Origin of the sequence: Bradyrhizobium sp. 613_E4_N2_2, from assembly GCF_052075995.1 — a bacterium.
GTDB classification, from domain to species: domain Bacteria; phylum Pseudomonadota; class Alphaproteobacteria; order Rhizobiales; family Xanthobacteraceae; genus Bradyrhizobium; species Bradyrhizobium barranii.
Genome location: NZ_CP197234.1, coordinates 5,445,509 through 5,469,781 on the forward strand (window position 1 = coordinate 5,445,509; position 24,273 = coordinate 5,469,781).

22 protein-coding genes are annotated in these 24,273 nt (G+C 65.2%); 8 read left to right on the top strand and 14 right to left on the bottom strand.

Translation table 11 applies throughout. The annotated features are described in order from the left end of the window. Positions 1 to 47: 47 nt before the first annotated feature. From AB7290_RS26390 to AB7290_RS26400, 3 genes are all read left to right on the top strand, one after another. Positions 48 to 1,025, top strand: coding sequence for a tripartite tricarboxylate transporter substrate binding protein (locus AB7290_RS26390; RefSeq protein WP_085404796.1), 978 nt, complete (start codon positions 48 to 50; stop codon positions 1,023 to 1,025). Between the two features lie 10 nt (positions 1,026 to 1,035). Then, positions 1,036 to 1,836 (top strand): ABC transporter substrate-binding protein, encoded by an 801-nt coding sequence (locus AB7290_RS26395; protein WP_085404797.1) that lies wholly within the window; start codon positions 1,036 to 1,038, stop codon positions 1,834 to 1,836. Positions 1,837 to 1,928: 92 nt separating this feature from the next. Beyond that, positions 1,929 to 3,179 carry a DUF763 domain-containing protein gene (locus tag AB7290_RS26400; protein WP_135214404.1) on the top strand — a complete coding sequence of 417 codons (1,251 nt, stop codon included), beginning with the start codon at positions 1,929 to 1,931 and terminating at the stop codon, positions 3,177 to 3,179. On the opposite strand, the gene AB7290_RS26405 is transcribed toward AB7290_RS26400, so the two are convergent. The 3 genes from AB7290_RS26405 to AB7290_RS26415 all read right to left on the bottom strand — a co-directional run bounded on the left by AB7290_RS26405 (position 3,080) and on the right by AB7290_RS26415 (position 5,680). Further along, complete coding sequence (locus AB7290_RS26405) at positions 3,080 to 4,387, bottom strand: cytochrome P450 family protein (RefSeq protein WP_085404799.1); 1,308 nt, start codon at positions 4,385 to 4,387, stop codon at positions 3,080 to 3,082. The two genes, AB7290_RS26400 and AB7290_RS26405, sit on opposite strands and share 100 nt — an antisense overlap. A gap of 89 nt (positions 4,388 to 4,476) precedes the next feature. Further along, the gene (locus AB7290_RS26410; protein ID WP_085404800.1) at positions 4,477 to 4,800 is read right to left on the bottom strand and encodes a hypothetical protein; all 324 of its coding nucleotides are present in this window, start codon (positions 4,798 to 4,800) and stop codon (positions 4,477 to 4,479) included. A 106-nt stretch (positions 4,801 to 4,906) separates the two neighbouring features. Next, positions 4,907 to 5,680 carry a ferredoxin--NADP reductase gene (locus AB7290_RS26415; RefSeq protein ID WP_085404801.1) on the bottom strand — a complete coding sequence of 258 codons (774 nt, stop codon included), beginning with the start codon at positions 5,678 to 5,680 and terminating at the stop codon, positions 4,907 to 4,909. A gap of 157 nt (positions 5,681 to 5,837) precedes the next feature. Between AB7290_RS26415 and AB7290_RS26420 the strand changes: the two genes are divergently transcribed. Together AB7290_RS26420 and AB7290_RS26425 are read left to right on the top strand one after the other, a co-directional pair. Beyond that, positions 5,838 to 7,034, top strand: coding sequence for an amidohydrolase family protein (locus AB7290_RS26420; protein WP_085404802.1), 1,197 nt, complete (start codon positions 5,838 to 5,840; stop codon positions 7,032 to 7,034). A 125-nt stretch (positions 7,035 to 7,159) separates the two neighbouring features. Further along, on the top strand, positions 7,160 to 7,843 hold the full coding sequence (locus AB7290_RS26425; protein ID WP_085404803.1) for a hypothetical protein: 684 nt from the start codon (positions 7,160 to 7,162) through the stop codon (positions 7,841 to 7,843). 4 nt (positions 7,844 to 7,847) lie between these two features. On the opposite strand, the gene AB7290_RS26430 is transcribed toward AB7290_RS26425, so the two are convergent. From AB7290_RS26430 to AB7290_RS26470, 9 genes are all read right to left on the bottom strand, one after another. Beyond that, on the bottom strand, positions 7,848 to 8,237 hold the full coding sequence (locus AB7290_RS26430) for a hypothetical protein (RefSeq protein WP_085404804.1): 390 nt from the start codon (positions 8,235 to 8,237) through the stop codon (positions 7,848 to 7,850). A gap of 165 nt (positions 8,238 to 8,402) precedes the next feature. Continuing rightward, the gene (locus tag AB7290_RS26435; RefSeq protein ID WP_063983949.1) at positions 8,403 to 8,858 is read right to left on the bottom strand and encodes a MarR family winged helix-turn-helix transcriptional regulator; all 456 of its coding nucleotides are present in this window, start codon (positions 8,856 to 8,858) and stop codon (positions 8,403 to 8,405) included. A gap of 14 nt (positions 8,859 to 8,872) precedes the next feature. Then, positions 8,873 to 9,577 carry an ABC transporter ATP-binding protein gene (locus AB7290_RS26440; protein WP_085404805.1) on the bottom strand — a complete coding sequence of 235 codons (705 nt, stop codon included), beginning with the start codon at positions 9,575 to 9,577 and terminating at the stop codon, positions 8,873 to 8,875. Continuing rightward, on the bottom strand, positions 9,574 to 10,359 hold the full coding sequence (locus AB7290_RS26445) for an ABC transporter ATP-binding protein (RefSeq protein ID WP_038942388.1): 786 nt from the start codon (positions 10,357 to 10,359) through the stop codon (positions 9,574 to 9,576). Before AB7290_RS26445 ends, AB7290_RS26440 begins: the two co-directional genes overlap by 4 nt. Next, positions 10,356 to 12,245: an ABC transporter permease gene (locus AB7290_RS26450; RefSeq protein ID WP_071915090.1), complete on the bottom strand. Its 1,890-nt coding sequence runs from the start codon at positions 12,243 to 12,245 to the stop codon at positions 10,356 to 10,358. The genes AB7290_RS26445 and AB7290_RS26450 overlap by 4 nt, the downstream gene beginning before the upstream one ends. Positions 12,246 to 12,397: 152 nt before the next feature. Next, positions 12,398 to 13,600 (bottom strand): ABC transporter substrate-binding protein, encoded by a 1,203-nt coding sequence (locus AB7290_RS26455; RefSeq protein ID WP_085404806.1) that lies wholly within the window; start codon positions 13,598 to 13,600, stop codon positions 12,398 to 12,400. 80 nt (positions 13,601 to 13,680) lie between these two features. Then, positions 13,681 to 14,265, bottom strand: a complete 585-nt coding sequence (locus AB7290_RS26460) for an amino acid synthesis family protein (RefSeq protein WP_085404807.1) — start codon at positions 14,263 to 14,265, stop codon at positions 13,681 to 13,683. 15 nt (positions 14,266 to 14,280) lie between these two features. Then, positions 14,281 to 15,177 (bottom strand): UPF0280 family protein, encoded by an 897-nt coding sequence (locus AB7290_RS26465; protein WP_085404808.1) that lies wholly within the window; start codon positions 15,175 to 15,177, stop codon positions 14,281 to 14,283. Beyond that, a complete protein-coding gene (locus tag AB7290_RS26470; protein ID WP_085404809.1) occupies positions 15,174 to 16,631 on the bottom strand; it encodes a 6-hydroxynicotinate reductase in 1,458 nt (485 codons plus the stop codon). Before AB7290_RS26470 ends, AB7290_RS26465 begins: the two co-directional genes overlap by 4 nt. Positions 16,632 to 16,881: 250 nt before the next feature. On the opposite strand from AB7290_RS26470, the gene AB7290_RS26475 reads away from it, so the two are divergent. Together AB7290_RS26475 and AB7290_RS26480 are read left to right on the top strand one after the other, a co-directional pair. Then, a complete protein-coding gene (locus AB7290_RS26475; RefSeq protein WP_085404810.1) occupies positions 16,882 to 17,364 on the top strand; it encodes a (2Fe-2S)-binding protein in 483 nt (160 codons plus the stop codon). After that, positions 17,364 to 20,891 carry a molybdopterin cofactor-binding domain-containing protein gene (locus tag AB7290_RS26480; RefSeq protein WP_085404811.1) on the top strand — a complete coding sequence of 1,176 codons (3,528 nt, stop codon included), beginning with the start codon at positions 17,364 to 17,366 and terminating at the stop codon, positions 20,889 to 20,891. The genes AB7290_RS26475 and AB7290_RS26480 overlap by 1 nt, the downstream gene beginning before the upstream one ends. Positions 20,892 to 20,960: 69 nt before the next feature. Here the strand turns inward: AB7290_RS26480 and AB7290_RS26485 are convergent, their stop codons facing one another. Then, positions 20,961 to 21,929 (bottom strand): catechol 2,3-dioxygenase, encoded by a 969-nt coding sequence (locus tag AB7290_RS26485; RefSeq protein WP_038955078.1) that lies wholly within the window; start codon positions 21,927 to 21,929, stop codon positions 20,961 to 20,963. Positions 21,930 to 22,297: 368 nt separating this feature from the next. Beyond that, entirely contained in the window at positions 22,298 to 22,516 is a 219-nt protein-coding gene (locus AB7290_RS26490; protein ID WP_244623119.1) for a hypothetical protein, read from the bottom strand. On the opposite strand from AB7290_RS26490, the gene AB7290_RS26495 reads away from it, so the two are divergent. After that, entirely contained in the window at positions 22,515 to 24,104 is a 1,590-nt protein-coding gene (locus AB7290_RS26495) for an ATP-binding protein (protein WP_224580704.1), read from the top strand. The genes AB7290_RS26490 and AB7290_RS26495 overlap by 2 nt on opposite strands. Positions 24,105 to 24,273: the final 169 nt, after the last annotated feature.

Consider the following 24,273-nt stretch of genomic DNA (forward strand, 5'->3'; position numbering starts at 1 on the left):
TCGGAACACCGAGGCAGGATGCGAAAGCCCGTAAGGAGTGCTGGAAAATGCTGGGTTTGAACAAGACAATCGGCGGTTTGATGCTGGGTGCCGGTCTGCTGCTGGGCGGCGCCGCGCAGGCCGCCGACAATTACCCGAGCAAGCCGGTCCATATCCTTGTGCCCTATGCGGCGGGCGGCGCCGTCGACGTGCTCGCGCGTACGCTCGGCCAGGCGCTGGCGAAGACCTGGGGCCAGCAGCCGGTGATCGACAACCGTCCGGGCGCCGGCGGCATCGTCGCCTCGCAGGCGCTGACGCAGGCAGCACCGGACGGCTACACGCTGATCCTGGTCGCGAGCGGCCATCCGCTCAACCAGTTCATCTATCCGAGCGTGCCCTACGACACGTTCAGGGATTTCACCGCGATCACCGAGGTCGCCTCCTCACCGCTCGCAATCGTCGTCGCCAAGGACAGCCCTTACAAGACGCTCGGCGATCTCCTCGCCGCCGCAAAGAAGGAGCCCGACAAGCTCTCCTACGGCATGTCCGGCAACGGCACCTCCGCGCATCTCGCCGGCGAGCTGCTCAAATACATGTCCGGCAGCAAGATCGTCGCGATCCCCTACAAAGGCGGCGCACCGGCGCTGACCGCCGTGATCGCTGGCGAGATTCCGCTCAGCATCAATCCGCTGGCGGAAGCGATCGGCCAGCTCGAAGGCGGCCCGGTGCGCGCGCTAGCGGTGACCTCGGCCGAACGCTCCAAGGCGCTGCCGAATGTGCCAACTATCGCGGAATCAGGCGTCCCCGGCTACGACGTCTCGGTCTGGTGGGGCGTTCTTGGACCTGCCAAGATGCCGCCGGAGATCGTGGCGAAGCTCGAGACCGATCTGAAGGCGGCGCTGCAGGACGCGAACGTGCTGTCGACGCTCGGCAAGATCGGCGCCTCGCCGGTCGGCTCTTCCGCCAAGGACTTCGACGCCTACATGCGCGCCGAGGCGACCAAATGGGAGCCGGTGCTGAAGGCCGCCGACATCCGTGCGCAGTGAAGCTCGCCACATGAGGACCTCTTCCCGGCGATTTGCGCGCACCGCCCTGCTCGCATTTGCAACGACCGGCCTGCTCGGCGCGTCCGCGCGCGCCGATGGCGAAGCAAAACTGCTGGCGCCGAGCGGCAGCTTGCGTGTCGGCATTTATCCGGGCAGCCCGACCTCGATGGTGACGGATGCGGCCGGCAAGCCGCATGGCCTCGCCTACGATCTCGGCGGCGAACTGGCAAAGCGGCTCGGCGTGAACGCCGACTATGTCAGGTTTCAGCGCGTCGCCGACATCGTCAGCGCGATCCACGACGGCCAGGTCGACTTCACCGTGACCAACGCCACGCCGGCCCGCGCCAACGAGGTCAGCTTCAGCCAGCCCGTGCTGGCGATCGAGCTCGGCTATCTCGTCCCGGCGAACTCGCCGATCGGCAAGATCGAGGACATCGACAGGCCGGGCGTGAAGATCGGCGTCACCAAGGGCTCGACCTCAGAACGGACATTGCCGGCGAAGTTCAGAAGCGCGACCATCGTTCCCGCTGAAAGCGTCAAGGTCGCGATCGCCATGTTCGGCCGCGGGGAGATCGACCTCTACGCGACCAACAAACCGACGCTGTTCGAGATGTCCGACCAGATGCCGGGCGCGAAAATCCTCGACGGCAATTGGGGTGCCGAGCATATGGCCATCGCGATCCCCAAGGGACGCGAGGACGCACTCCCCCTGCTCAACCGCTTCGTGACGGAAGAGCAGTCGTCCGGCGCGCTGGACACGATCCAGCAGCAGGCGGGCCTGCGCGGCGCGTCCAAGGCGACGCGCGAGTAGCTCGCGGACTGGGGTGAGGTGTCCTCCCGCCCCGCCCAATACAGTATTCCCTCGATGCAACCGTCGCCGAACTGCGCTAACTTGCGTCGATCATGACTCGCCGAACCGGCAGCGCCGATCTTCCTCTCCACACCGGGCGGGTTCCGCCATGGCTTGCGAGCCGCATGTCGTCGCTGGGCGCAATCGTCACGCAGGCGATCGTGCATCATTATGGACGCGACGCCTTCCTGCAGCGGCTGTCGCATCCGTTCTGGTTCCAGTCGTTTGGCGCCGTGATGGGGATGGACTGGCACTCCTCCGGCATAACCACCTCCGTGATCGGCGCCCTGAAGCGCGGGCTAGGCCCGCTCCAGGACGAGCTCGGCATCTATGTCTGCGGCGGACGCGGCCAGCATTCGCGCAAGACGCCTGACGAGCTGTTGCAGCTCGGCGATCGCGTCGGCTTCGACGGCGCAAAACTCACGCGCGCCAGCCGCCTGGTGGCAAAAGTCGACAGCGCGGCCGTGCAGGATGGTTTTGATCTCTATCTCCACGGCTTCTTCGTCACCGCCGACGGCAAGTGGACCGTGGTGCAGCAGGGCATGAACGGCGACAAGCGCCAGGCCCGCCGCTATCACTGGCATTCCGAGGCGCTGAAGAGTTTTGTCGACACGCCGCATAGCGCGATCGACGGGCCGCAGCAGGGCGAGATCGTCAATCTCACCGATCACCGCGCCGATGTCTCGCGCGCCGCGCAGCTCGAACTGTTGAGCGGTCTCGGCCCCGATCGCATCCTCACGGAATTCGAACGCCTCGTTGGAACTGCGCCCGCGCCAGCGCAGGCGATGCTGCCGCATCTGATCATGCCCGCGCATCATGATATCAGGCCCAAGGACGTGTTCGCACGCCGCCTGCACGGCACGCTGGCCGCCGCGGCCGAACGCGGCCCGGTCGATTTTCCGGAATTGCTGCTAACGCCCGGCGTCGGCGCGCGCACCGTGCGCTCGCTGGCGATGGTCGCCGAGGTCGTGCATGGCGCGCCTTATCGCTTCAACGATCCCGCGCGCTTCTCGCTCGCCCATGGCGGCAAGGACCGGCACCCCTACCCCGTCCCGATCAAGGTCTATGACGAGACCATCCGCGTGCTGAAGGGCGCGATCCAGAACGCCAAGCTCGGACGCGAAGAGGAGATGCAGGCGATCAGGCGCCTCGACGACCAGGCGCGGCGGCTGGAGCGGACTGCCAGCGGTCCGTCGGTCGAGGCCTACATCGCCGGAGAGCGTGAAGCCTCTCCCGATCTCGACGGCCGATCCGTGTTCGGCTGGGAACGCGATGTCGTGGCATCACGGAAATCGACGGGCTGACTGTCCACCGCGACGACCGGCAACTCCGCGATGGCACGCATGCCCGGCCGCTTGCGCCAGTGAATTTGCGCGGGATCGACGGCGAGACCGAGCTTCGGCCATCGTGCAAACAGCGCCTCCAGCGCACAGGCCGCCTCGATCCGTGCGAGCTGATGGCCGAGACAGAAGTGAATTCCCGTTCCGAACGAGATGTGGCGGTTCGGCTTGCGCGTGAGGTCGGGCCGCTCGGGCTGGTCATGCACCGCCGGATCCATGTTCGCCGCGGCGAGCATGACCATGACGCGATCGCCCTTTTTCAGCGGCACGCCCACAAGCTCGATATCCCGCCGCACATAGCGCGGCTTGGAAAACTGCACCGGTGACACGAAGCGCAAAAACTCCTCGACAGCGAGCCCGACACGGCTTCGGTCTTGCTCCAGCCAATCGCGCAAGCCCGGATTTCTGAGGAGCTCGTAGACCGAGCCGCTGATCAGATGCGTCGTGGTCTCCGATCCTGCCGCGAGCAGCAGAAACACCATCGACACCATTTCGTCCGGCGTGATCTGGCCGCCCTCACGCTCGACCTGAACCAGCTCGGCAATCAGGCCCTCGCCGCCCTGCACGCGGGCGACCTGCAACTGCTGTTCGAGATAGGCGCGCATCTTGCGAAACGCGAGCAGCAGGCGGAAGAAGCTGACGACATTCGTCAGCGACGACATCTTGTTGGCCCAGGCGATGAATCGCGGGCGATCGGCCGCAGGCAGGCCCAGCAATTCGCAGATCACCGACACCGGCAGGATGCGGGCGTAACGCTGGACGAGGTCGGCGGGGCTGCCATCGGCAAACAGGTCGTTCGCCAGGCCGTCGGCGATGGCGCGAATGCGTGGCTCCATCGCCACGATCGCGCGGCGGCGAAAAGCCTCGTCCACGATGCTGCGCAGCCTCGTGTGATCAGGCTCGTCCATCGTCAGCATGTTGTTGGCGATGGTGGTGACCAGTTTTGGCATCCACCAGCGCAGGCCGGCGACTTTGCCGTCCCCCTTGCGCAGCGTGAAGGTGGTGCCGTCCTTCAGGACTTGCGCTGTGGCGTCATGGGTCGTGGTGACCCAGACATCGCCGACCAGAGGAAATCGCGTCGCGATCACGGGGCCGGACGCGCGCAGTGCCGCGATCGCCTTGGGCGGATCGCGGAAGAAGGCCTCGCTGGTGAAATCGAGGCGCGGTGTCATGGGATCACCGTGTTGGTTGGTGGCGCCTCAACCAGATGGTGTGTACGCGGCGACCCGCAAGGGCCGGAACCGCGCGAAAAGAAGAGAGCCTATCCGCGCCCCGGCGAGCGCTGGCCGGTCTTGCGCTGCTGATTGGTGTAGGCGTCCCAATGGCTCCAGCTACCATTGGCGAGGCTTTGCAGATCGGTGCCAAGGGGGCGGCGCGTGCGCTTGTCGTGATCGGCGATCACGCGCTCGGATAGCGAGATCTTGCGCTTGAGTTCCGCAATCGCCTTCTGGGTCTGCCCGTCCCGCTTCGAAGACGCGATCTCGCCCATCGTGAAGCGCGCGGTCTCGAGCGCCTTCAACTCGGCGCGGTTCTTCTTCAACTGGACCCGGTGCCAGGCGATGTTGCTGTCGCTGTCCGCAACCATGTGGGAACTCCGCTGATTCGTTCCCACAGTGTATCGCGCACGGAATCGGCGCCGCAACGCCCGCCGAACGGCGGAAATACGGTCTTATTGCGCGAAAAATCCGCGATCAGCGCTCGGCAAAGGCCTTTTCGACCACGAATTGGGCCGGCTCGCCGTGATTGCCCTCAATAAGGCCACGCTCGCCCAGCAGCACGCGGGTGTCAGCGACCAATGCCGGGCTGCCGCAGATCATGACCCGGTCATGGGCGGCTTCCAGCGGCGGCAGGCCGATATCGGCGAACAGCTTGCCCGTGGTGATGAGGTCGGTGATGCGGCCGCGGTTGCGGAAGGGATCGCGGGTCACGGTCGGATAGTAGATCAGCTGATCGCGGATATACTCGCCGATCAATTCGTCCTTCGGCAGCGTCTCGGTGATCATCTCGCCATAGGCGAGCTCCTTCACGTGCCGGCAACCGTGCAGCAGCACGACCTTCTCGAACCGCTCATAGGTCTCGGGGTCCTTGATCACGCTCAGGAACGGCGCGAGGCCCGTGCCGGTGCCGATGAGGTAGAGGTTGCGGCCCTCTTCGAGATTGTCGATCACCAGCGTGCCGGTGGCCTTGCGGCTGACGATGATCTCGTCGCCTTCCTTCAGATGCTGGAGGCGCGAGGTCAGCGGACCGTCCGGCACCTTGATCGAGAAGAACTCCAGCGTTTCCTCGTAATTGGCGCTGGCGACGCTGTAGGCCCGCAGCAGCGGCTTCTCGCCGACCTTGAGCCCGATCATGGTGAATTCGCCGTTGCGGAAACGGAAGGTCGGGCTGCGGGTGGTCTTGAAAGAGAACAGCGTGTCGGTCCAGTGGTGGACGCTCAAAACGCTTTCCTGATTGAAATTGCTCATCTCACCTTCCCTGTCGCTTCCAATGCGGTTCCGAGGCGGGCAGCTATGCGTCGTTTGTACACGATCATTCGTGTACTAATGAATAATCCTGCTTGCTCCCGGGGTCAAGGCTGCCCAAGATCGCGAGCGTTGCAGTTAGGTACAAGGAGCCCCTTCCATGGCGCATGACGCCCCCCAGGCCACCGGACCCTCGAAGCTCGTGATCCGGAATATCGGCCTGATCCTGTCCGGCGCCCTGGAAAAGCCGATCCTGGACGGCGACACCATCGTCGCCGAGAACGGCAAGATCACCGCCATCGGCCGCTTCAAGGACCTCAACACCGAAGGCGCGACCACCATCGTCGAGGCCAACGGCACCACGGTCGCGCCCGGCCTGATCGACAGCCATGTCCACCCTGTGGCGGGCGACTGGACGCCGCGCCAGAACCAGATCGGCTGGATCGACAGCAATTTGCATGGCGGCGTCACCACGATGATCTCCGCCGGCGAGGTTCACATGCCCGGCCGCCCGCGCGACGTCGTCGGGCTGAAGGCGATGGCGATCTTCGCCCAGCGCGCATTCTGGAATCTGCGCCCGGGCGGCGTGAAGGTTCACGCCGGCGCACCGGTGATCGAATGCGAGATGGTCGAGGAGGATTTCAAGGAGCTGGCCGCCGCCGGCGTCAAGCTGCTCGGCGAGGTCGGCCTCGGCGGCGTCAAGGACGGCCCGACGGCACGCAAGATGGTCGGCTGGGCCCGCAAATACGGCATCCAGAGCACGATCCACACCGGCGGCCCCTCGATCCCAGGCTCCGGCCTGATCGACAAGGACGTGGTGCTGGAGGCCGACACCGACGTGGTCGGCCACATCAATGGCGGCCACACCGCGCTTCCCGACGACCAGATCCGCTGCATCTGCGAGGGCTGCAAGCGCGGCCTCGAGATCGTTCACAACGGCAATGAGCGCTCGGCCCTGTTCACGCTGCGCATTGCGCGCGAAATGAACGATCTGCACAGGGTGATCCTCGGCACCGACGCGCCGGCCGGCTCCGGCGTGCAGCCGCTCGGCATTCTGCGCATGGTCTCGATGCTGTCCTCGCTCGGCGATTTGCCGGCCGAGCTCGCGTTCTGTCTTGCCACCGGCAACACCGCGCGAATGCGCCAGCTCGATTGCGGCCTGATCGAGGTCGGCCGCTCCGCCGATTTCGTCATCATGGACAAGGCGCAGCATTCGCCCGGCAAGACCATTTTGGAGAGCGTCCAGCTCGGCGACCTCCCCGGCATCGGCATGACCATCATCGACGGCATCGTGCGCACCCAGCGCAGCCGCAACACGCCGCCGGCCGGCCGGGTGCCGGAAGTGGTGGCGAAGTGACGCAGCCGGAGCAGCTCGCCGCTCCGCGTCGCGCCTCGAAGGCATTGAACAAGTCTGCTGCCTGCCGCGTCTAACGCAGGCAGCCCTCGGCGGCGGCAGTTCATTGCTGGACCATCGCGGAAGACATGAAAAGTTCGCTGCGGATTGCCGCCGGCATCGCTGGTGCGGCGGCAGGCTTCATCGCCACGATCGGGCTGCTCGAGCTGACCGGCTTCGGCAATCGTGCAGACCCGATCACGACGGGGCTGGTCGCCCTGTTCGTCATCGCCCCCATCGGCGCAGTTATCGGCCTGGTGCTCGCCACCAAGCTGGCGACACGCAAGGACGACAATAGCGGCGGCCTCGCACGCAACTGCCTGAAGTCACTCGGCGTCGTCGTCCTGCTCTGCCTCGCCGCCGGTGTCACTTACGCCGTCTACGCGTATACGACCGCCACGCCCTGGCTCAATCCGAACGCCAGCAATCCACTGCTCGTGTTCGAGGTTCGCTTTCCGGCCGGCGTCGTGGTGCCGACGTCACCGCAGGGCATCGCAATCGAATTGCAGACCGACCTCAATACCATGCCGGGCGAAGTGACCCCCGCAGCCTTCTATCGTGATGGTGAGCAGCCTGTCATCGCAGGCGAAGTCGAGCTTGCTTTTAGAACCTCGCACCGGCAGCTCACCGTCAACATCCAGGGCCAGCCGAGCCGGATCTATCCGATCGACTTGACGGCCCGGGCGCCGCATACGCCGGAGTTCGGCACGTGGCGGCGGCTCGCCGATGGCAGCGAAATCCGCTACCGCGCCAAATGGCCGGGGAAGACGTAAGGGATCAGCGCTTCTTTGCGACCTCACAGCGCACGTAGGTCTGGCGCTTGGCCTGGCCGACCGGACCATTCTCGATCAACAACCGGCCATCCGCCGCAACCGAAACCCGGGGATTGGAGCGAAACTTTTCGCCCTCGCCTTCGCAGGCAAGCCGCATCTTCCAGCTTTGCTTGCCGTCTGCGGTGATCTCGCTGGCGCGGCAGCGCGTCTCGTACCAATAGAGGCGGTTGCCGCCTTCGATGCTCATCCGGCTGGCGCTGTCCTGATCGCGGCAATCCTTTTTGGTCGACGCCCAGAAGCCCTCGTAGGGCTGCGCCGCCCAGGCAGGAGCGCATTCGCCCGCCAGCGCCGCACCAAGACCTAAAATCAGTGTGAACCGCGTCGCCGCTCTCATATCGGAAGACCTCGACAAACCCTTCATCGAGGTTAGTCGCCAGTCCCCGCAGCTTGTTCAACTGCCGTAGGGTGGGCAAAGGCGCGAAGCGCCGTGCCCACCATCTTTGCGACTTGACGAAGAACGGTGGGCACGCTTCGCTTTGCCCACCCTACGGCACCTTACTCACCGCAGCTTGTTCAACAGCGCCATCAGCATCTCGCGCTCCCTGGCGTCGAGCGGCGCAAGCGTTTCCCTGGTGATCGCGAGCGCACTCGGCGCGACCTTCTCCGCAAGCTGCTGACCGGCGCGCGTCAGGCTGACCAGAAGCCGCCGTCCGTCCTCGGGATCCTGGCTGGTCTCGGTCAGGCCTCGTGCGGTCAGGCGGTCGATCACGCCCTTGATGGTCGCGACATCCATCGCCGTCAGCCGCCCGAGCTGGTTCTGCGAGCATGGCCCGGTCTCGGCCAGCTTCGACAATGCCGCCCATTGCGTCGGCGTGAGATTGGTGCCGATGTCGCGCGAGAAGATCGAGCTGTGGCGCTGCCAGACCTGACGCAGGATGAAGCCGACCTGCTCGTCGAGCACGTAAGACGATTTTGCCGGTTTGACGCTTTTCTTCGCCGCAACGCTTCTCGCCATCCGCTCCCCGCCCCTCACAACGACAGATGCGCGTCGCGGACATCCGGACGCGCGTCGAGCTCGGCCATGGTGCCGCCGAAGCAGATACGGCCACGCTCGATGATATAGGCGCGATCGGAGATCAGCCGCGCAAAGTGCAAATTCTGCTCGGACACGACGATGCTGACGCCTTCCTTCTTCATGGTCAGGATGGCATCGACCATCTGCTCCACGATCTTCGGCGACAGGCCTTCCGAGGGCTCGTCGAGCAGCACCAGCGACGGATTGCCCATCAGCGTGCGCGCGATGGTGAGCATCTGCTGCTCGCCGCCGCTCATGCGGCCGCCCGGACGATTTTTCATCTCACCCAGGTTCGGAAACAGCGCGAACAGTTTTTCGCGGGTCCAGTGCGGGGCGTTCGGACGCTTCGGCTGCCGGCCGACCTCGAGATTCTCCTCCACCGTCAAATCAGTGAAGATGCGCCGCTCCTCGGGCACGTAACCAAGCCCGTCGCGCACGATCTCATGCGTCGGGCGCGCCGAGACATCCTTGCCCTCGAACATGATGCGCCCCGAACGCTGGGCAACGAGCCCGACGATCGAGCGGAACGTCGTCGACTTGCCGGCGCCGTTGCGGCCGAGCAACGCCACCACCTCGCCCTCGCCGACCTCGAAACCGATGTCGAACAGGATATGCGCCGGGCCGTAATGGCTGTTGAGGTCTTGCACCGTGAGCTTCATGCGGAGGCTCCATGCCCGGCATCGTAAAGCAGGCCCTCGCCAAGATAGACCGCCTGCACTTGAGGATTGGCGCGCACCTCGGCCGGCGATCCCTCGGCGATCAGCGTGCCGCGGTTGAGTACGATGATGCGGTCGGCATGCTCGAACACCACGTCCATGTCGTGCTCGGTGAAGAGCACGCCGATCGATTTTTCCCGCGCGATCTGCGCCGTCAGCCGCATCAGGTCGACGCGCTCGCGCGGCGCCATGCCGGCGGTTGGCTCGTCCATCAGCAGCAGCTTGGGATCGTTGGCAAGCGCCACCGCAAGCTCGAGCCGCTTGAGGTCGCCATAGGCGAGCTCGCCGCAGGGACGATCGGCGTAGCCGCCCATGCCGACCAGTTCGAGCAGCCGCCCAGCCTCGCCACGGTCGAAATTCGGGGCCGAGCCGAAGAGATTGAACAGCTGCTTGCCATGCGAGATCAGCGCGACCTGCACGTTCTCGCGCACGGTCATCGTCGCGAAGGTCGCGGTGATCTGGAAGGTGCGTCCGACGCCGAGCCGCCAGATCTCGCGCGGCTTCTTGCCGGTGGTCTCCTCGCCGAGCAGGCGGACATGGCCGGTATCAGGCTTGTTCTGGCCGTTGAGCATGTCGAAGCAGGTGCTCTTGCCCGCACCATTCGGACCGATCAGCGCCAGAATTTCGCCTGATCGCAGCGAGAACGAGACGCCGCGCACGGCGTGGATGCCGCCATAGGATTTGGACAGGCCTTCAACCGCGAGAAGTGGGGGTGCGACGCTCATTCGACGGACTCGATCGGCTTGGCAAGCAAGGGAGATCCCGGCGGCGATGTCTTCCTGCGCCGCTGAGCCAGCATCTCCAGCGTGCCGACGATGCCCTTGGGGAAGACGACGACGATCAGCACGATGAAGCCGCCGAGCACGAGCTTCGACAGGTCGGTCTGACTGACTAGCCAGATGTTGAGCGCCTTGTAGACGATGGCGCCGATCACCGCGCCCGACACCGTCTCGACGCCGCCGAGCAGCACCATGACCAGCGCGTCGACCGACAGCGAGATACCGAGATTGTCGGGGAAGACGCTGCCCTTGAGGTAGGCGAACAGCGCGCCGCCGATGCCGGCGGTCGTGCCTGCGATCACGAACGCCGTCCACTGGATGCGCTTGGCATTGATGCCGACCGCCTCGCTGCGCAGAGGCGAGTCGCGCGTGGCCCTGAGTGCGTAGCCGAACGGCGAGAATACCATGGCCCGAAGCGCGACCGTCACGAGTGCCGCAACGCCGAGCGCCAACCAATAGAAATGCCCCGGGCTCGCCGCCCAGCTTGACGGCCAGACGCCGAGTATGCCGTTGTCGCCGCCCGTGACACTCACCCACTGGAACGCGATCGACCAGACGATCTGCGCAAACGCAAGCGTCAGCATCGCGAAATAGACGCCGGAAAGCTGCACCGCGAAGAAGCCGAACACGGCCGCGCCCATGCAGCCCAGCAGCGGCCCGAGCAGCAGGCACACGACCATCGGCAGCCCCGCCATCTTGGCGAGGAAGGCGACGCCGTAGGCGCCGAGACCGAAATAAGCGGCATGACCGAAGGACGCGAGGCCGCCGACCGACATCAGGAAATGCAGGCTGACGGCGAAGATCACGAAGATCGCGATCTCCGAACCGACTGTGAGAACATAATTGCCGGCGAACAGCGGCAGCGTCGCCGCGATGACCAGCGCGGCAAGCGCCGCGAGCCGCTCGTTCGACGTCAGCGGCCGCCAGGGATTGACGGTGAGGCCTGGTGTCTTGCGCGCGGGCGCCTCGGGCTTGCCGAAGAGACCCCAGGGCCGGACGATCAGCACCACCGCCATCACCAGGAAGACCAGGATGATGGAGATCTTCGGGAAGATCAGGATCCCGAAGGCGTTGAGCTCGGAGACCAGCACCGCAGCGACGAAGGCGCCGACGATGCTGCCGAGGCCACCGATCACGACGACGACGAAGACCTCGACGATGATCCGCAGATCCATGGCGTGATGCACGGCGTCGCGCGGGATCTGGAGCGCGCCGCCGAGTGCGGCGAGGAAGACGCCGACCGCAAACACGGATGTGAACAGCCATTTCTGGTTGACGCCAAGCGCCGCGACCATGTCGCGGTCCTGCGTCGCCGCGCGCACCAGCACGCCCCAGCGCGTGCGCTGGAACAGCAGCCAGAGAATGCCGAGTACGACCGGGCTGAGCACGATCAGGAACAAATCGTAGCTCGGGATGTTCTGGCCGAAGAAATCGATGGCGCCCTTGAAGCCCGGCGCGCGGCGGCCGACGAGATCGTCGGGGCCCCAGATCAGCACGACGAGATCCTCGACCATCAAGGTCAGGCCGAAGGTCGCAAGCAGCTGGAACAGCTCGGGCGCATGATAGATGCGGCGCAGCAGCACCATCTCGACGATGACGCCGATCAAGGCCACGGCAAACGCGGCGATGACGATCGCGCCCCAGAAGCCGAACGCTCCCGAAAGCCGCTCGGTGAGCGTGAAGGCGATGTAGGCGCCGATCATGTAGAAGGCGCCATGCGCGAAATTCACGATCCGCGTCACGCCAAAGATGATCGACAGGCCCGAGGCCACCAGGAACAGCGACGCTGCGCTGGCCAGACCGGTCAGAAACTGTACGACATAAAAGGCCATCGGCGGTCCGGGTTAAGAATAAGTCTCAGTATGGGGCTTCATCCTTCGAGACGGCGCTACGCGCCTCCTCAGGATGAGGTCCGGGATCCTCATGGTGAGGAGCGCGGCAACGCCGCGCGTCTCGAACCACGAGGCCCCGGTTTCTCGTCACATCAATCCTTCGGACGCAGCTTCTCGACTTCCGCGTCACTCGGCAGATAGTCCGAGCCCTTCTTGTAAGAAGAATCCACCATCACGCCCTTGCCGTCCTTCAGCGCGGTCTTGCCGACATAGGCACCGAGCGTCGACTGGTGGTCGATCTTGCGGAAGGTGATCTCGCCGAACGGCGACGGCATCGACAGCCCTTCCGCCGCGGCGATCAGTTTCTCCGGATCGGTCGAGCCGGCCTTCGCAAGGATCGCAGCGGCCGCCTTGATGGTCTGGTAACCGACGATCGAGCCCAGGCGCGGATAATCGTTGTACTTGGCCTCGTAGGCCTTCAGGAACGCGTCATGCTCGGGCGTCTTGATCGAGTACCAGGGATAGCCGGTGACGATCCAGCCCTCCGGCGTCTCGTCCTTGAGCGGATCGAGGTATTCGGGCTCGCCGGTCAGGAACGAGACGACCTCGCGCCCCTTGAACAGGCCGCGGGTGTTGCCTTCACGCACGAGCTTCACAAGGTCGGCGCCGAAGGTGACGTTGAGGATCGCTTCGGGATTGGCTGCGCCAACCGCCTGCACCACCGGACCCGCGTCGATCTTGCCCTGCGGCGGCCACTGCTCGTCGACCCACTGGATATCAGGACGCTTCTCCGACATCAGCTTCTTGAACACCGTGACTGCGGACTGGCCGTATTCATAGTTCGGCGCGATGGTCGCCCAGCGCTTGGCCGGCAGCTTGCTGGCTGCTTCCACCAGCATCGCCGCCTGCATGTAGTTGGAGGGGCGCAGACGGAAGGTGTACTTGTTGCCCTTGGACCAGGTGATGGCATCCGTCAGCGGCTCGGCCGCGAGGAAGAACACCTTCTTCTGGTTGGCGAAGTCGCTGACGGCGAGGCCGATGTTCGACAGGAACGTCCCCGTCAGCATCGCAACCCCCTCGCTGGAGACGAGCTCGTTGGCAGCGGTCTGCGCATCGGCCGGCTTGCCGCCGTCGTCCTTGGAGACGACGACGAGCTTCTTGCCGTTGATGCCGCCGGCCGCGTTGACCTGTTCGACTGCGAGCTGCCAGCCCTTGCGATAGGGCTCGGTGAACGCCGGCAACAGCGAGTAGCTGTTGATCTCGCCGATCTTGATCTCCTGCGCCACGGCCGAATGAGCCATGCCGCCCGCCAGCAGCGCGAAGGCCGCGCCCACAAAAGTGTTTCTCGCTCGCATCCCAACCTCCAGTTTTGAACTCTCTACGTCTTCAGCGTGATCTTGTCGGAGAAGCCATGCCCGCCTCCCCGGTTCAAACTCTATTTCAAACCGTCTTCACCCTTCACTTCCGCAACCGTCAGCCCGCCGACACGCGGCAAGGGTCGGCCGCTATCGGTGACGGCGACCGCGACCATGATCTCGTTGGCGCGCGGCGCATCGTTGATCTGCACCTCCATGCCGTCAAAATGGCTGCGCACGAAGGCGGCGTCCTTGTGCCCGAGCGGAATGTCCAGCGTCGTGCCCGGGCCGCTGCGCTTCTTCGACGACGGGATCAGCGCCGCGCCCTTGCTCAGGACCTTGCGCACCGGAGCGCCCATCTTCGGATGCAGGATAGCCGCCGCATGCTCCAGCTCGCCGTTCTCGCCGACCGCCGCGGCCTTGCCGTAGCTCTGCGCCTTCGCGCCATCGATGCCCAGCGCCGCCACCGCGCGCTTCGCCAGGAGATCGCCGAGCTCCTCGCCGATGGCGATCAGGGGCGAGAGATCCTCGACATATTTGCCGGCAAAGGGATTTTCGATCACGGCGATCGCCGCGGCGCGCCGCGTCGGCGGCGAGACCTGGCGGCCCATTTCCATCTGCGTCTCTTCGACGACCGTGACGATCTTGCGGATGATCGCGCTCATGTTTCGCTTCCCTGTTCAGGCATAGACCGCGTTCTCCAGCATGAGCGGGCGCGTTCGTTGCTCTTCTATATCCCTGGTTCCGATGACAAGCATATCACCACAAAGCTGCAACACGGCACCCTCGATCAATCCGCGATCGAACAATTGCCGTGCACATTCCGCGCCAGATTCCAGTGCGGCCGCGACCTCGTTCTGCGACAATTCACCGACATCGCGGGTGACGAGACGCGCGCCGAGATCGCTGTCGGGCTGAAGCTCGTTCGCAGGCTTTCTGATGATGCCGGGATGCCCGGGCAGATCGACGGCATTGGCGATGACCGTCGCGGCCGCATCGGCCTGCGATGCGGTGGCAGCCAGCACCGTGACCGCGTCGGCAATGCCGAGCGAAAAGCTGCGGCCGTGACGCCCGCTGGTCGCGATGCCGCGCACGGGATCACCTGAGTAGACCCTCATCTTGCGCAGCACGCCGTCACGATCAGGCCGGTCCATCAGGCCTACCGAAAAATGCTCGCCCTCGCCGAGATGCAGCGCGATATCGCCGCCATTGTTGACATAGGCCTGATCGAGCGCCGCAGCGCCCAGCATGGCGCCAAGAATCTCCTCTGCAACGCTACCGGCAACCGCGGCCATCGGCGTAATGAAGCAATCGGCGGCATAGGGTGCGACAGCAGCGTGCATCCGACGCGCCACCACGCCCTTCAGCGAAGTCTGCTTCTCAGCGGCCGTCCGCAGTTCCGGCAATTCCGCGCAGAGTTCGTCGAGCAGTCCGGTGAATCGCTGCGCCGCCGCCTCATAGGCCGCACGCACTGCGTCCGCGCGCCCCCTCGCCTCCACGATCAGATCAATCGGTCCATCCTGCAAATGCAGCCGCCGGCCACCAGACAGCAATGCGATTTGCGGGAGCCTGGTCATGCCCAGCGCCCCGGAATCGGGTTCTGCCAAGGCAATTGGCGGACGTCGTCACCGCTCTGCACCTCGGACAGCGGCTTCACATGATCCATGTGCCCGCCGAGCGCGGCGTAGTCGGACAGCTTCATCGTGAACTCGATCGGTGCGACCAGCGCCGGCGTCGGAACATAACCGAACGCGCCTGAAGGCATCTGCGTCACATCGACCATGTAGGTGATGCCGCCGCCCGGCCAGACATAAACAGGCGCGCCGCCGCTGGTGACGCGCGTCAGCGCGTCCTTCACCGAACGCGTCAGCCGCACCGGATTGTCGGTGACGCCCGCACGCAGCGAGCCGCCGGCACCGGCCATGAACAGCACCGTGCACAGCGCCGGTTCGCAATTCTCCTGGATGCGCTCAACCGAGAACTTCAGGTCATCAGGCATCTCGGTCTCGACCGGCCTCAGGGCCTCGTCGAGCACATAGTAAGACGAATGCTCGCCGGTCGTGGAGACCATCAGCATGGAGAGGCCAGCCTTGGCCTCCTTCGCGTCAAACGGTCCAAGGATCGCCAGCGGATCGGAGATGTTGGTGCCGCCCCAGCCCGTGCCGGGATCGGCGACCTGGAAATAGCGGCCCGGCGTCGAGCGACGGCCCTTCATCTTGATGCCGGTGTCGGCGATGTCGAGCAGCTTGCCGGCCTGGTGCTCCGAGAGCACGCCGGTGATGTGGTCGTCGACGACGACGACCTCGTCGACCTTGCCGTGCCATTGCTTGGCGAACATGCCGATCGTCGCCGAGCCGCAGCCGACGCGCATGCGCTCCTCTTTCATGCCGTTGACGATCGGCGGTTGGCCGGCCTGCACCACCACGCTGGCGCCGCCGTCGATGGTCAGCTCAACCGCCTTGCAATTGGCGAGATCCATCAGCGTGTCACAGGTGACGCGGCCCTCTTTCTTGGAGCCGCCGGTGAGATGATGCACGCCGCCGAGCGACAGCATCTGCGAGCCATATTCGCTGGTCGTGACGTGGCCGACCGCCTCGCCCTGCGCGCGAACGGTCGCGGTTTCCGGGCCGAGATAGCGGTCGGTGTCGATCTTCACCTTGATGCCGCAATAGGAGAAGATGCCCTCGGTGACGACAGTCACCATGTCGACGCCATCGATCTCGGACGAGACGATGAACGGCGCCGGCTTGTAGTCGGGATAGGTCGTGCCCGCGCCGATCGCGGTGACAAAGGTTGAGGGCTCGTGGACGATCTTGCCGTCCCAGTCTTCGGTGCGGCTGAACGGAACGAGCTTGCCGCCGTGCGAGACGGTGCGTTCCAGGATCACGTGGGGGTCGACGCGGACGAGCTTGCCGTCGTGGTTGGCATAGCGGTCGCAGGCGCCCGCCGCGCCCGGCTTGATGTAGCACATCACCGGACAGGCATCGCAACGGATCTTGTCGATGGCGGCGCTCGTCGTTTCAGTCACCATGTCCAAAGCCAGTCGACTGCGGTTATCATTCGTATACGAACGATGTTGCGCGCCCTCCCGAAGGCTGTCAAGCGGCGGTGCGGCGCAAAAGATGCGGCTGCCGCATAAAACCCCAATTGCCTATCCGCTCTGTCCACAAAGAAGGCAGTCGCGCTGCAGTGCGGCATGCGCGGCTTGCACGTTTGTGTACAAACGGTATCGTCGCGACGTAGGTTTTGACGAGCACTTGGCCACGGGCTTGGGAACGAGGATGACGCAGACACCGATCCGCCTCACCGTGAACGGCAGGATCCACGAGATCACGGCAGCGCCGCAGACGCCGCTGCTCTATGTGCTGCGCAACGATCTCGCGCTCAACGGTCCGAAATATGGCTGCGGCTTGGGCGAATGCGGCACCTGCACTGTCCTGATCGACGGGCAGGCCGCGCGCTCCTGCGTGATTCCCCTCAGCGGCTGCGCAGGCCGCGACATCCTGACGCTCGAAGGGCTCGGCACGCGCGACAAGCCGGATGTGGTGCAGCAGGCCTTCATCGACGAGCAGGCCGCGCAATGCGGCTATTGCCTCAACGGCATGATCATGACCACCAAGGCTCTACTTGCGATCAACCCGCAGCCTTCAGAGCAGGAGGCGCTCGCGGCGCTGCGCTACAATCTCTGCCGCTGCGGCACGCATGTCGAGATCCTGCGCGCGGTGATGCGCGCATCCGGCCAGATCACTGAGGCCGTTGATTGATGGCCTCCCCTCTTTCGAACGGAGCTGAGCGGCAGTCGGGTTCGCTCGTCGTCGTCCGCACCGTGGACGAAGTCACGTCCGAGACGTTTGTCCGCATCACCGCGGATGGATCGGTCTCGGCCTATAACGGTCATGTCGATCTCGGCACCGGGATCCGCACCGCACTCGGCCAGATCGTCGCCGAGGAGCTCGACGTCTCCTTTGCGCGCGTCGTCGTGGTGCTCGGCGACACCGCCGTGGTGCCAAACCAGGGCGCGACGATCGCGAGCGAGACCATCCAGATCACCGCCGTTCCCCTGCGCAAGGCCGCCGCGCAAGCGCGGCACTTTCTGATCGCGCGCGCAGCCGAGCGGCTGGAGCTGCCGGCCAGCGACCTCAAGATCGAAGACGGCCTCGTCCGCGGGCACAACCGCAGCGTCAGCTATGGCGAACTGATCGGCGGCGAGACCATTCGCCTCGAGCTTGCCGACGACGTCGCGCTCAAGCCCGTCGGCGACTACGCCATCGTCGGCCAGTCGACGCCGCGCGTCGACCTGCCCGCCAAGGCGACGGGCGAGCTGACCTTCGTGCACGACGTTAGGGTGCCCGGTATGCTGCACGGCCGGGTGGTGCGTCCGCCCTATGCCGGCGTCGATGCCGGGCCGTTCGTCGGCACCAGCCTGATCGCGGTGGATGAGGCCTCGGTACGCGACATTCCCGGCATCATTGCCGTCGTGCGCATCGGCGATTTCGTCGGCGTGGTCGCCGAGCGCGAGGAGAACGCGATCCGCGCGGCGGAGCAGCTGGCGGTGCGCTGGAAGCCGACGCCTGGTCTGACCGATCTCGCCGATGTCGAGACCGCGCTGCGCGCCAACCCGTCGACGCCGCGCACGCTGATCGACAAGGGCGATGTCGATAAGGCGATATCAGGCGCGGCCAAGCCGATGCAGCGCACTTATGTGTGGCCGTACCAGATGCATGCGTCGATCGGCCCCTCTTGCGCGGTCGCCGACGTCCAGGACGGCAACATCCGTGTCTGGTCGGGCACGCAGAACCCGCACGTGCTGCGCAGCGATCTGGCGCTCCTGCTCGAGCGTCCCGAGAGCGAGATCGAGGTGATCCGCCTGGAGGCCGCCGGCTGCTACGGCCGCAACTGCGCCGATGACGTCACCGCGGACGCGCTGCTGCTGTCGCGCGCCGTCGGCCGCCCTGTACGCGTGCAGCTGACGCGCGAGCAGGAGCACGCCTGGGAGCCCAAGGGCACAGCGCAGCTCATCGACGTCAATGGCGGGCTCGACGCGGACGGCGGCGTCGCCGGCTACGACCTCGCCACGCGCTACCCTTCCAACGCTGCGCCGACATTGGCGCTGCTGTTGACGGGGCGAATCTCGCCGGTGGCCGATGTGCTCCAGATGGGCGACCGCACCGCGATTCCGCCTTACGACTACGACCACATGCGCGTCGTCGCCCACGACATGGCGCCGATCGTGCGCGCGTCCTGGTTTCGCGGTGTCTCGGCGCTGCCGAACACGTTCGCGCATGAATCCTATATCGATGAGGCCGCGACCGAGGCCGGTGTCGATCCGATCGAATACCGCCTGCGTTACCTGAAGGACCAGCGCGCCGTCGATCTCGTCAATGCGGTGGCCGAGCGCGCGGGCTGGACGCCCCGGCCTGTCCGTGAAGAGAAAGACGGCGACGTCGTGCACGGGCGTGGCTTTGCCTATGCGCTCTATGTCCACAGCAAGTTTCCCGGCTATGGCGCGGCGTGGTCGGCCTGGGTCGCCGACGTTGCGGTGAACAAGTCCACCGGCGATGTCAGCGTCACGCGCGTCGTCGCCGGGCAGGACTCCGGCCTGATGATCAATCCGGACGGCGTGCGCCACCAGATCCACGGCAACGTCATCCAGTCCACCAGCCGCGCGCTGATGGAGGAGGTTTCGTTCGAGCGCGGCGCGGTGGCGGCGCGCGAATGGGGCGCTTATCCGATCATCCCGTTCCCCGACGTGCCCAAGATCGACGTGCTGATGTTGCCGCGTCAGGACCAGCCGCCGCTCGGCGTCGGCGAGTCCGCCTCGGTGCCGAGCGCAGCCGCGATCGCCAACGCGATCTTCGATGCCACCGGCGTGCGCTTCCGCGAGCCGCCGTTCACGCCCGAGCGTATCCTGAGGGGGCTGCACGCTGAAACATCGCCCGTGCCGCAAGCCCTGCCCGCGCCCGCTGCGCCGCCGCCGTCACGCATCTGGCAGAATCCGTTCGCCAAGCGCGCCGGCATCTTCGCGACGATCGCGGCCGTCTGCACCGCCGCGATCGGCGTCGGCGCGGCCCTCTTGCCCGGACGCGCCATCGCGCCGATCGCGCGGCCTGATGCCTCGGTCTATTCCGCGGCGACGATCGCGCGCGGAGAGCAACTCGCAGCACTCGGCAATTGCGCGGAGTGCCACACCAGCCTCAATGGCGTGCTCAACGCCGGCGGCCGCGCACTTCAGACGCCGTTCGGCACGATCTACTCAACCAACATCACGCCTGACGTCGAGACCGGCATCGGCGCCTGGTCCTATCCCGCCTTCGAGCGCGCGATGCGCGACGGGCTGCATCGCGACGGACGGCAGCTCTATCCCGCCTTCCCCTATCCGCACTTTGCCAGGACCAGCGATGCCGACATGCAGGCGCTCTACGCCTACCTGATGGCTCAGCCTTCGGTGCGCGCCACGGCGCCGGCGAATGCGCTCGCCTTCCCGTTCAACCTCCGCCCGCTGCTTGCGGGCTGGAATGCCCTGTTCCACAGGACGAGCGAATTCAAGCCCGATCCCGCCAAATCCGAGCAGTGGAACCGCGGCGCCTATCTCGTCGAGAGCCTCGGCCATTGCAGTGCGTGTCATTCGCCTCGCAACGCGCTCGGTGCCGAGCAGCGCAATGCCTATCTCGCCGGCGGATTTGCCGAGGGCTGGGAGGCGCCGGCCCTGACCTCGCTCTCGCATGCGCCGATTCCATGGAGTGAAGACGAACTCTTCGCCTATTTGCGCACCGGCCAGTCGCGTTATCACGGCGTCGCGGCCGGTCCGATGGCGCCGATCGTCAGGGATCTCAAAGCCCTGCCCGACCCCGACATCCGCGCGATGGCGGTCTATCTCAACTCGTTCAATGACACCGCGATCGATACGCGGGGCCAGGATGCGCTTGCCGCAAAGCTTGAAAGCTCAACGCGGGTCACGGTTGCGCCTTCCACCGGCGCGCGGCTCTATCAGGGCGCCTGCGCCGTCTGCCACGAGGTCGGCGGCCTGCCGCTGTTCGGAACTCGGCCCTCGCTCGCGCTCAACAGCAATCTGCACAGCGCGACATCTGACAATCTCGTGCAGGTCATCCTGCAAGGCATCGCCGAGCCGGTGTCGAGCGATCTCGGCTACATGCCCGCCTTCAAGAACAGCATGAGCGACGTGCAGGTCGAAGAACTCGTCAGCTTCCTGCGCAAGCAGTTCGCGCCGGACAAACCGGCCTGGACCGGCGTCCGCGAGACGATCGCCCGGGTGCGCACCTCAACGCATTGATGTTTGGAGCATGACCTAATCGGAAAACCGCTTCACACTTTGCGCTAACGCGGCCCTTCGGGTCCGGGTCTAGCCGTGCTTCTTCGCCTCCACCGGCGGTGTGCCGTGGGTGTGGAACGACTCGATCGTCTTCAAACCCCAGGCCTGGCCCTTCTTGCGCTCCTCCTCGGTCCACACGATCGGCTTCCAGTCGGGCGCGAGGATGAGGCGCGCGCCGGCGTTGGCGACCTCGACGCGGTTGCCGCCGGGCTCGTAGACATAGAGGAAGAAGGTCTGCTGGATCGCGTGCTTGTGCGGGCCGGTCTCGATGTGCACGCCGTTCTCCAGGAAGATATCGGCGGCGCGCAAAATCTCCTCGCGGCTGTCGAGCGCGTAGGTGACATGGTGAAAGCGGCCGGGCGTGCCGGAATGATCGAGCGAATAGGCAAAATCGTAGCTCTTGTTCGACATCGTCAGCCACATCGCCGCTTCCCGCCCGTCGTTGAGCACGATCTGTTCGGTGAGGCGGCAGCCGAGATAGTTCTCGAAGAACTCGCGGTTGGCCTTGATGTCGACGGCGAGGCAGTTGAGGTGGTCGAGACGGCGAACGTTGACGCCGCGCGCAGGAAAGCGTTGCGCCTGGTTCTTCAGCGCAGGTCTAAGCTCTGGCGGCGCCTGGTACCATTCGGTCTCGTAATAGAGCTCGACGATGTGGCCATCAGGGTCGCGGCAGCGGAAGGTCGGCCCCTGCCCCATGTCGCCGTCGATCCAGCCGATGTCGAAGCCGGAGCCTTTGAGCGCGGCGACGCGGCGCTCCAGCGCCTGCTGGCTGCGCGCGCGCAGCGCCATATGTTCCATGCCCGATGTCTTCGACGCCGTCAGCTTGAGCGAATAGCGCTCATAATCGTCCCAGCCGCGCAGGTAAACCGACTCGCCCTTCTGCCCGCTCACGGTCATGCCCATGACGTCGACGAAGAATTTCAGGCTCTCGTCGGGCTTCGGCGTCAACAGCTCCATGTGGCCGAGATGAGCAAGATCGAGGATCGGTTCGGGCTGCATACTTTCCTCCAGGCGTGGCTGCGATCCGCCGGACCGGATCGCGCAACCGGACGCAAGGCTGCAAACGCGCTCGAGCGTACGGGGGCGGCATCCAGGCCGCAGGTTCATTTGTACTAATGTACAAATGATTAGGTCCCGTCAACAAATCAAAACATGGCCGCCCGGATCGAGTGACGCGCCAGCCGGGATGACCTCCATCCCCGAACGGCGGACCGACTGGCCGAATGGTAAAATCTTCCTTAAGCGCTGTCGGGCCTATCGGCCTAGAAAAGCGGCATTCCCCTACCGATTCCGCCCGCAAGTATGCATTAGGAGCAAATCTCTCAACCGAATTGTCGCAGATTTAACAAAGCCCCCGCGCCTGCCGTTTAACCGTTTGTCCAGCCGCGGCGCGCATAGTCAGGGTTAAACCCCTTGCTCATGCCAGGTTCATTCATCGTGACATCCTTTGGACGCGTGATTTCGGTACGCGGGTCGCTCGCCCGGGTCGGGCTACTGGCGGCAAGCCAGATGCCGGTCTCGGAAATTCGGGCCACCGTCGGCCGTTTCGTCAGCATCCGCTGCGCCAGCTCGGTGATCGTCGCCATGATCACCGAGGTGTCCTGCGAGAACCTCTCGAGCTCTGACTACATCGCCATCGCGTCGGTCGACCTGCTCGGCGAAATCCACAACGCCGCCGACAAGGCCAAGTTTCAGCGCGGCGTCACCAACTATCCGACCATCGGCGATTCCGTCGACCTGATCACGAGCCAGGAGCTGCGCACGATCTACGCGCCGACCGGATCGGACCAGATCAATGTCGGCTTCCTCCAGCAGGATCGCTCCGTCGTCGCCTATGTCGACGTCGAGGAAATGCTCTCCAAGCATTTCGCGGTGCTGGGATCGACCGGCGTCGGCAAATCCACCGGCGTGTCGCTGCTGCTCAACGAGATCCTGAAATCACGCCCGAACCTGCGCATATTCCTGCTCGACGTGCACAACGAATATGGCCGCTGCTTCGGCGACCGCGCGCTGGTGCTCAACCCGCGGAACCTGAAGCTGCCGTTCTGGCTGTTCAACTTCGAGGAAATCGTCGACGTGCTGTTCGGCGGCCGCGCCGGCGTGCCCGAGGAGCTCGACGTCCTCGCCGAGGTGATTCCGATCGCCAAGGGCATCTACACCCAGTATCAGAACACCGATCGGCTCGGCCTGAAGCGCATCGATCCCAAGCAGGTCGGCTTCACCGTCGACACGCCGGTGCCGTACCGCCTGGTCGATTTGATCTCGCTGATCGACGAGCGCATGGGCAAGCTGGAAAACCGCTCCTCGCGCATCATCTATCACAAGCTGATCTCGCGCATCGAGGCCGTCCGCAACGACCCGCGCTACGCCTTCATGTTCGACAACGCCAATGTCGGCGGCGACACCATGGCCGAGGTGATCAGCCATCTGTTCCGCCTGCCCGCCAACGGCAAGCCGATGACGGTGATGCAGCTCGCCGGCTTCCCGGCCGAGGTCATCGATTCCGTCGTCTCGGTGCTGTGCCGCATGGCCTTCGACTTCGGCCTGTGGAGCGACGGCGTGTCGCCGATGCTGTTCGTCTGCGAAGAGGCGCACCGCTACGCCTCCGCCGACCGCAATGTCGGCTTCGGGCCGACCCGCAAGGCGGTGTCGCGCATCGCCAAGGAAGGCCGCAAATACGGCGTCTATCTCGGCCTCATCACCCAACGTCCGGCCGAACTCGACGCCACCATTATCTCCCAGTGCAACACGCTGTTCACGATGCGTCTGGCCAACGAGCGCGACCAGGCGCTGTTGCGCGCCGCGGTGTCGGATGCGGCCGCGAACCTGCTGTCCTTCGTGCCATCACTCGGTACCCGCGAAGTCCTGGCGTTCGGCGAAGGCGTCGCGCTGCCGACCCGCCTGCGCTTCAAGGAGGTGCCGCCGCACCAATTGCCGCGCGGCGAAGCCACCATCTCAAGCGTGCCGTCGGTCACCTCCGGTCACGACATGCATTTCGTCGGCGCCGTGCTCGAGCGCTGGCGCGGCGCCACCTCGCAACGCGACGTGCCGAACGACCCGGTGTTCTCGCAGCCGCCCGCAAAGACGCTCGCGACCGCCGAAGCGCCGATGCTGCAGCCCTCGATGGGGCTGGACCCGGATCGCTTCTCGCTGCTGAAGAAGCCACTGCGGTAAGGAACGGACACCGCTTCGGCAAATTCCGCTGTCATGCCCCGGCTTGACCGGAGCATCCAGTACGCCGCGGCCCCTCGATTCAATCACGATCGCCTCTGGAATTTCCCGAACAGCGGACAGTCGTGAAAGACGGGGAATGCCCCCGGATATCGCGGCTCAAGGCCGCGTC

What these genes read in the sequence shown, in the direction of transcription:
- AB7290_RS26450 (WP_071915090.1), bottom strand. Translation starts at nt 12,245, where the DNA reads ATGGCCTTTTATGTCGTACAGTTTCTGACCGGTCTGGCCAGCGCAGCG.
- AB7290_RS26400 (WP_135214404.1), top strand. Translation starts at nt 1,929, where the DNA reads ATGACTCGCCGAACCGGCAGCGCCGATCTTCCTCTCCACACCGGGCGG.
- AB7290_RS26455 (WP_085404806.1), bottom strand. Translation starts at nt 13,600, where the DNA reads ATGCGAGCGAGAAACACTTTTGTGGGCGCGGCCTTCGCGCTGCTGGCG.
- AB7290_RS26485 (WP_038955078.1), bottom strand. Translation starts at nt 21,929, where the DNA reads ATGCAGCCCGAACCGATCCTCGATCTTGCTCATCTCGGCCACATGGAG.
- AB7290_RS26490 (WP_244623119.1), bottom strand. Translation starts at nt 22,516, where the DNA reads ATGGCGACGATCACCGAGCTGGCGCAGCGGATGCTGACGAAACGGCCG.
- AB7290_RS26435 (WP_063983949.1), bottom strand. Translation starts at nt 8,858, where the DNA reads ATGGCGAGAAGCGTTGCGGCGAAGAAAAGCGTCAAACCGGCAAAATCG.
- AB7290_RS26395 (WP_085404797.1), top strand. Translation starts at nt 1,036, where the DNA reads ATGAGGACCTCTTCCCGGCGATTTGCGCGCACCGCCCTGCTCGCATTT.
- AB7290_RS26480 (WP_085404811.1), top strand. Translation starts at nt 17,364, where the DNA reads ATGGCCTCCCCTCTTTCGAACGGAGCTGAGCGGCAGTCGGGTTCGCTC.
- AB7290_RS26475 (WP_085404810.1), top strand. Translation starts at nt 16,882, where the DNA reads ATGACGCAGACACCGATCCGCCTCACCGTGAACGGCAGGATCCACGAG.
- AB7290_RS26495 (WP_224580704.1), top strand. Translation starts at nt 22,515, where the DNA reads ATGATCACCGAGGTGTCCTGCGAGAACCTCTCGAGCTCTGACTACATC.
- AB7290_RS26420 (WP_085404802.1), top strand. Translation starts at nt 5,838, where the DNA reads ATGGCGCATGACGCCCCCCAGGCCACCGGACCCTCGAAGCTCGTGATC.
- AB7290_RS26440 (WP_085404805.1), bottom strand. Translation starts at nt 9,577, where the DNA reads ATGAAGCTCACGGTGCAAGACCTCAACAGCCATTACGGCCCGGCGCAT.
- AB7290_RS26390 (WP_085404796.1), top strand. Translation starts at nt 48, where the DNA reads ATGCTGGGTTTGAACAAGACAATCGGCGGTTTGATGCTGGGTGCCGGT.
- AB7290_RS26405 (WP_085404799.1), bottom strand. Translation starts at nt 4,387, where the DNA reads ATGACACCGCGCCTCGATTTCACCAGCGAGGCCTTCTTCCGCGATCCG.
- AB7290_RS26470 (WP_085404809.1), bottom strand. Translation starts at nt 16,631, where the DNA reads ATGGTGACTGAAACGACGAGCGCCGCCATCGACAAGATCCGTTGCGAT.
- AB7290_RS26415 (WP_085404801.1), bottom strand. Translation starts at nt 5,680, where the DNA reads ATGAGCAATTTCAATCAGGAAAGCGTTTTGAGCGTCCACCACTGGACC.
- AB7290_RS26445 (WP_038942388.1), bottom strand. Translation starts at nt 10,359, where the DNA reads ATGAGCGTCGCACCCCCACTTCTCGCGGTTGAAGGCCTGTCCAAATCC.
- AB7290_RS26410 (WP_085404800.1), bottom strand. Translation starts at nt 4,800, where the DNA reads ATGGTTGCGGACAGCGACAGCAACATCGCCTGGCACCGGGTCCAGTTG.
- AB7290_RS26425 (WP_085404803.1), top strand. Translation starts at nt 7,160, where the DNA reads ATGAAAAGTTCGCTGCGGATTGCCGCCGGCATCGCTGGTGCGGCGGCA.
- AB7290_RS26430 (WP_085404804.1), bottom strand. Translation starts at nt 8,237, where the DNA reads ATGAGAGCGGCGACGCGGTTCACACTGATTTTAGGTCTTGGTGCGGCG.
- AB7290_RS26460 (WP_085404807.1), bottom strand. Translation starts at nt 14,265, where the DNA reads ATGAGCGCGATCATCCGCAAGATCGTCACGGTCGTCGAAGAGACGCAG.
- AB7290_RS26465 (WP_085404808.1), bottom strand. Translation starts at nt 15,177, where the DNA reads ATGACCAGGCTCCCGCAAATCGCATTGCTGTCTGGTGGCCGGCGGCTG.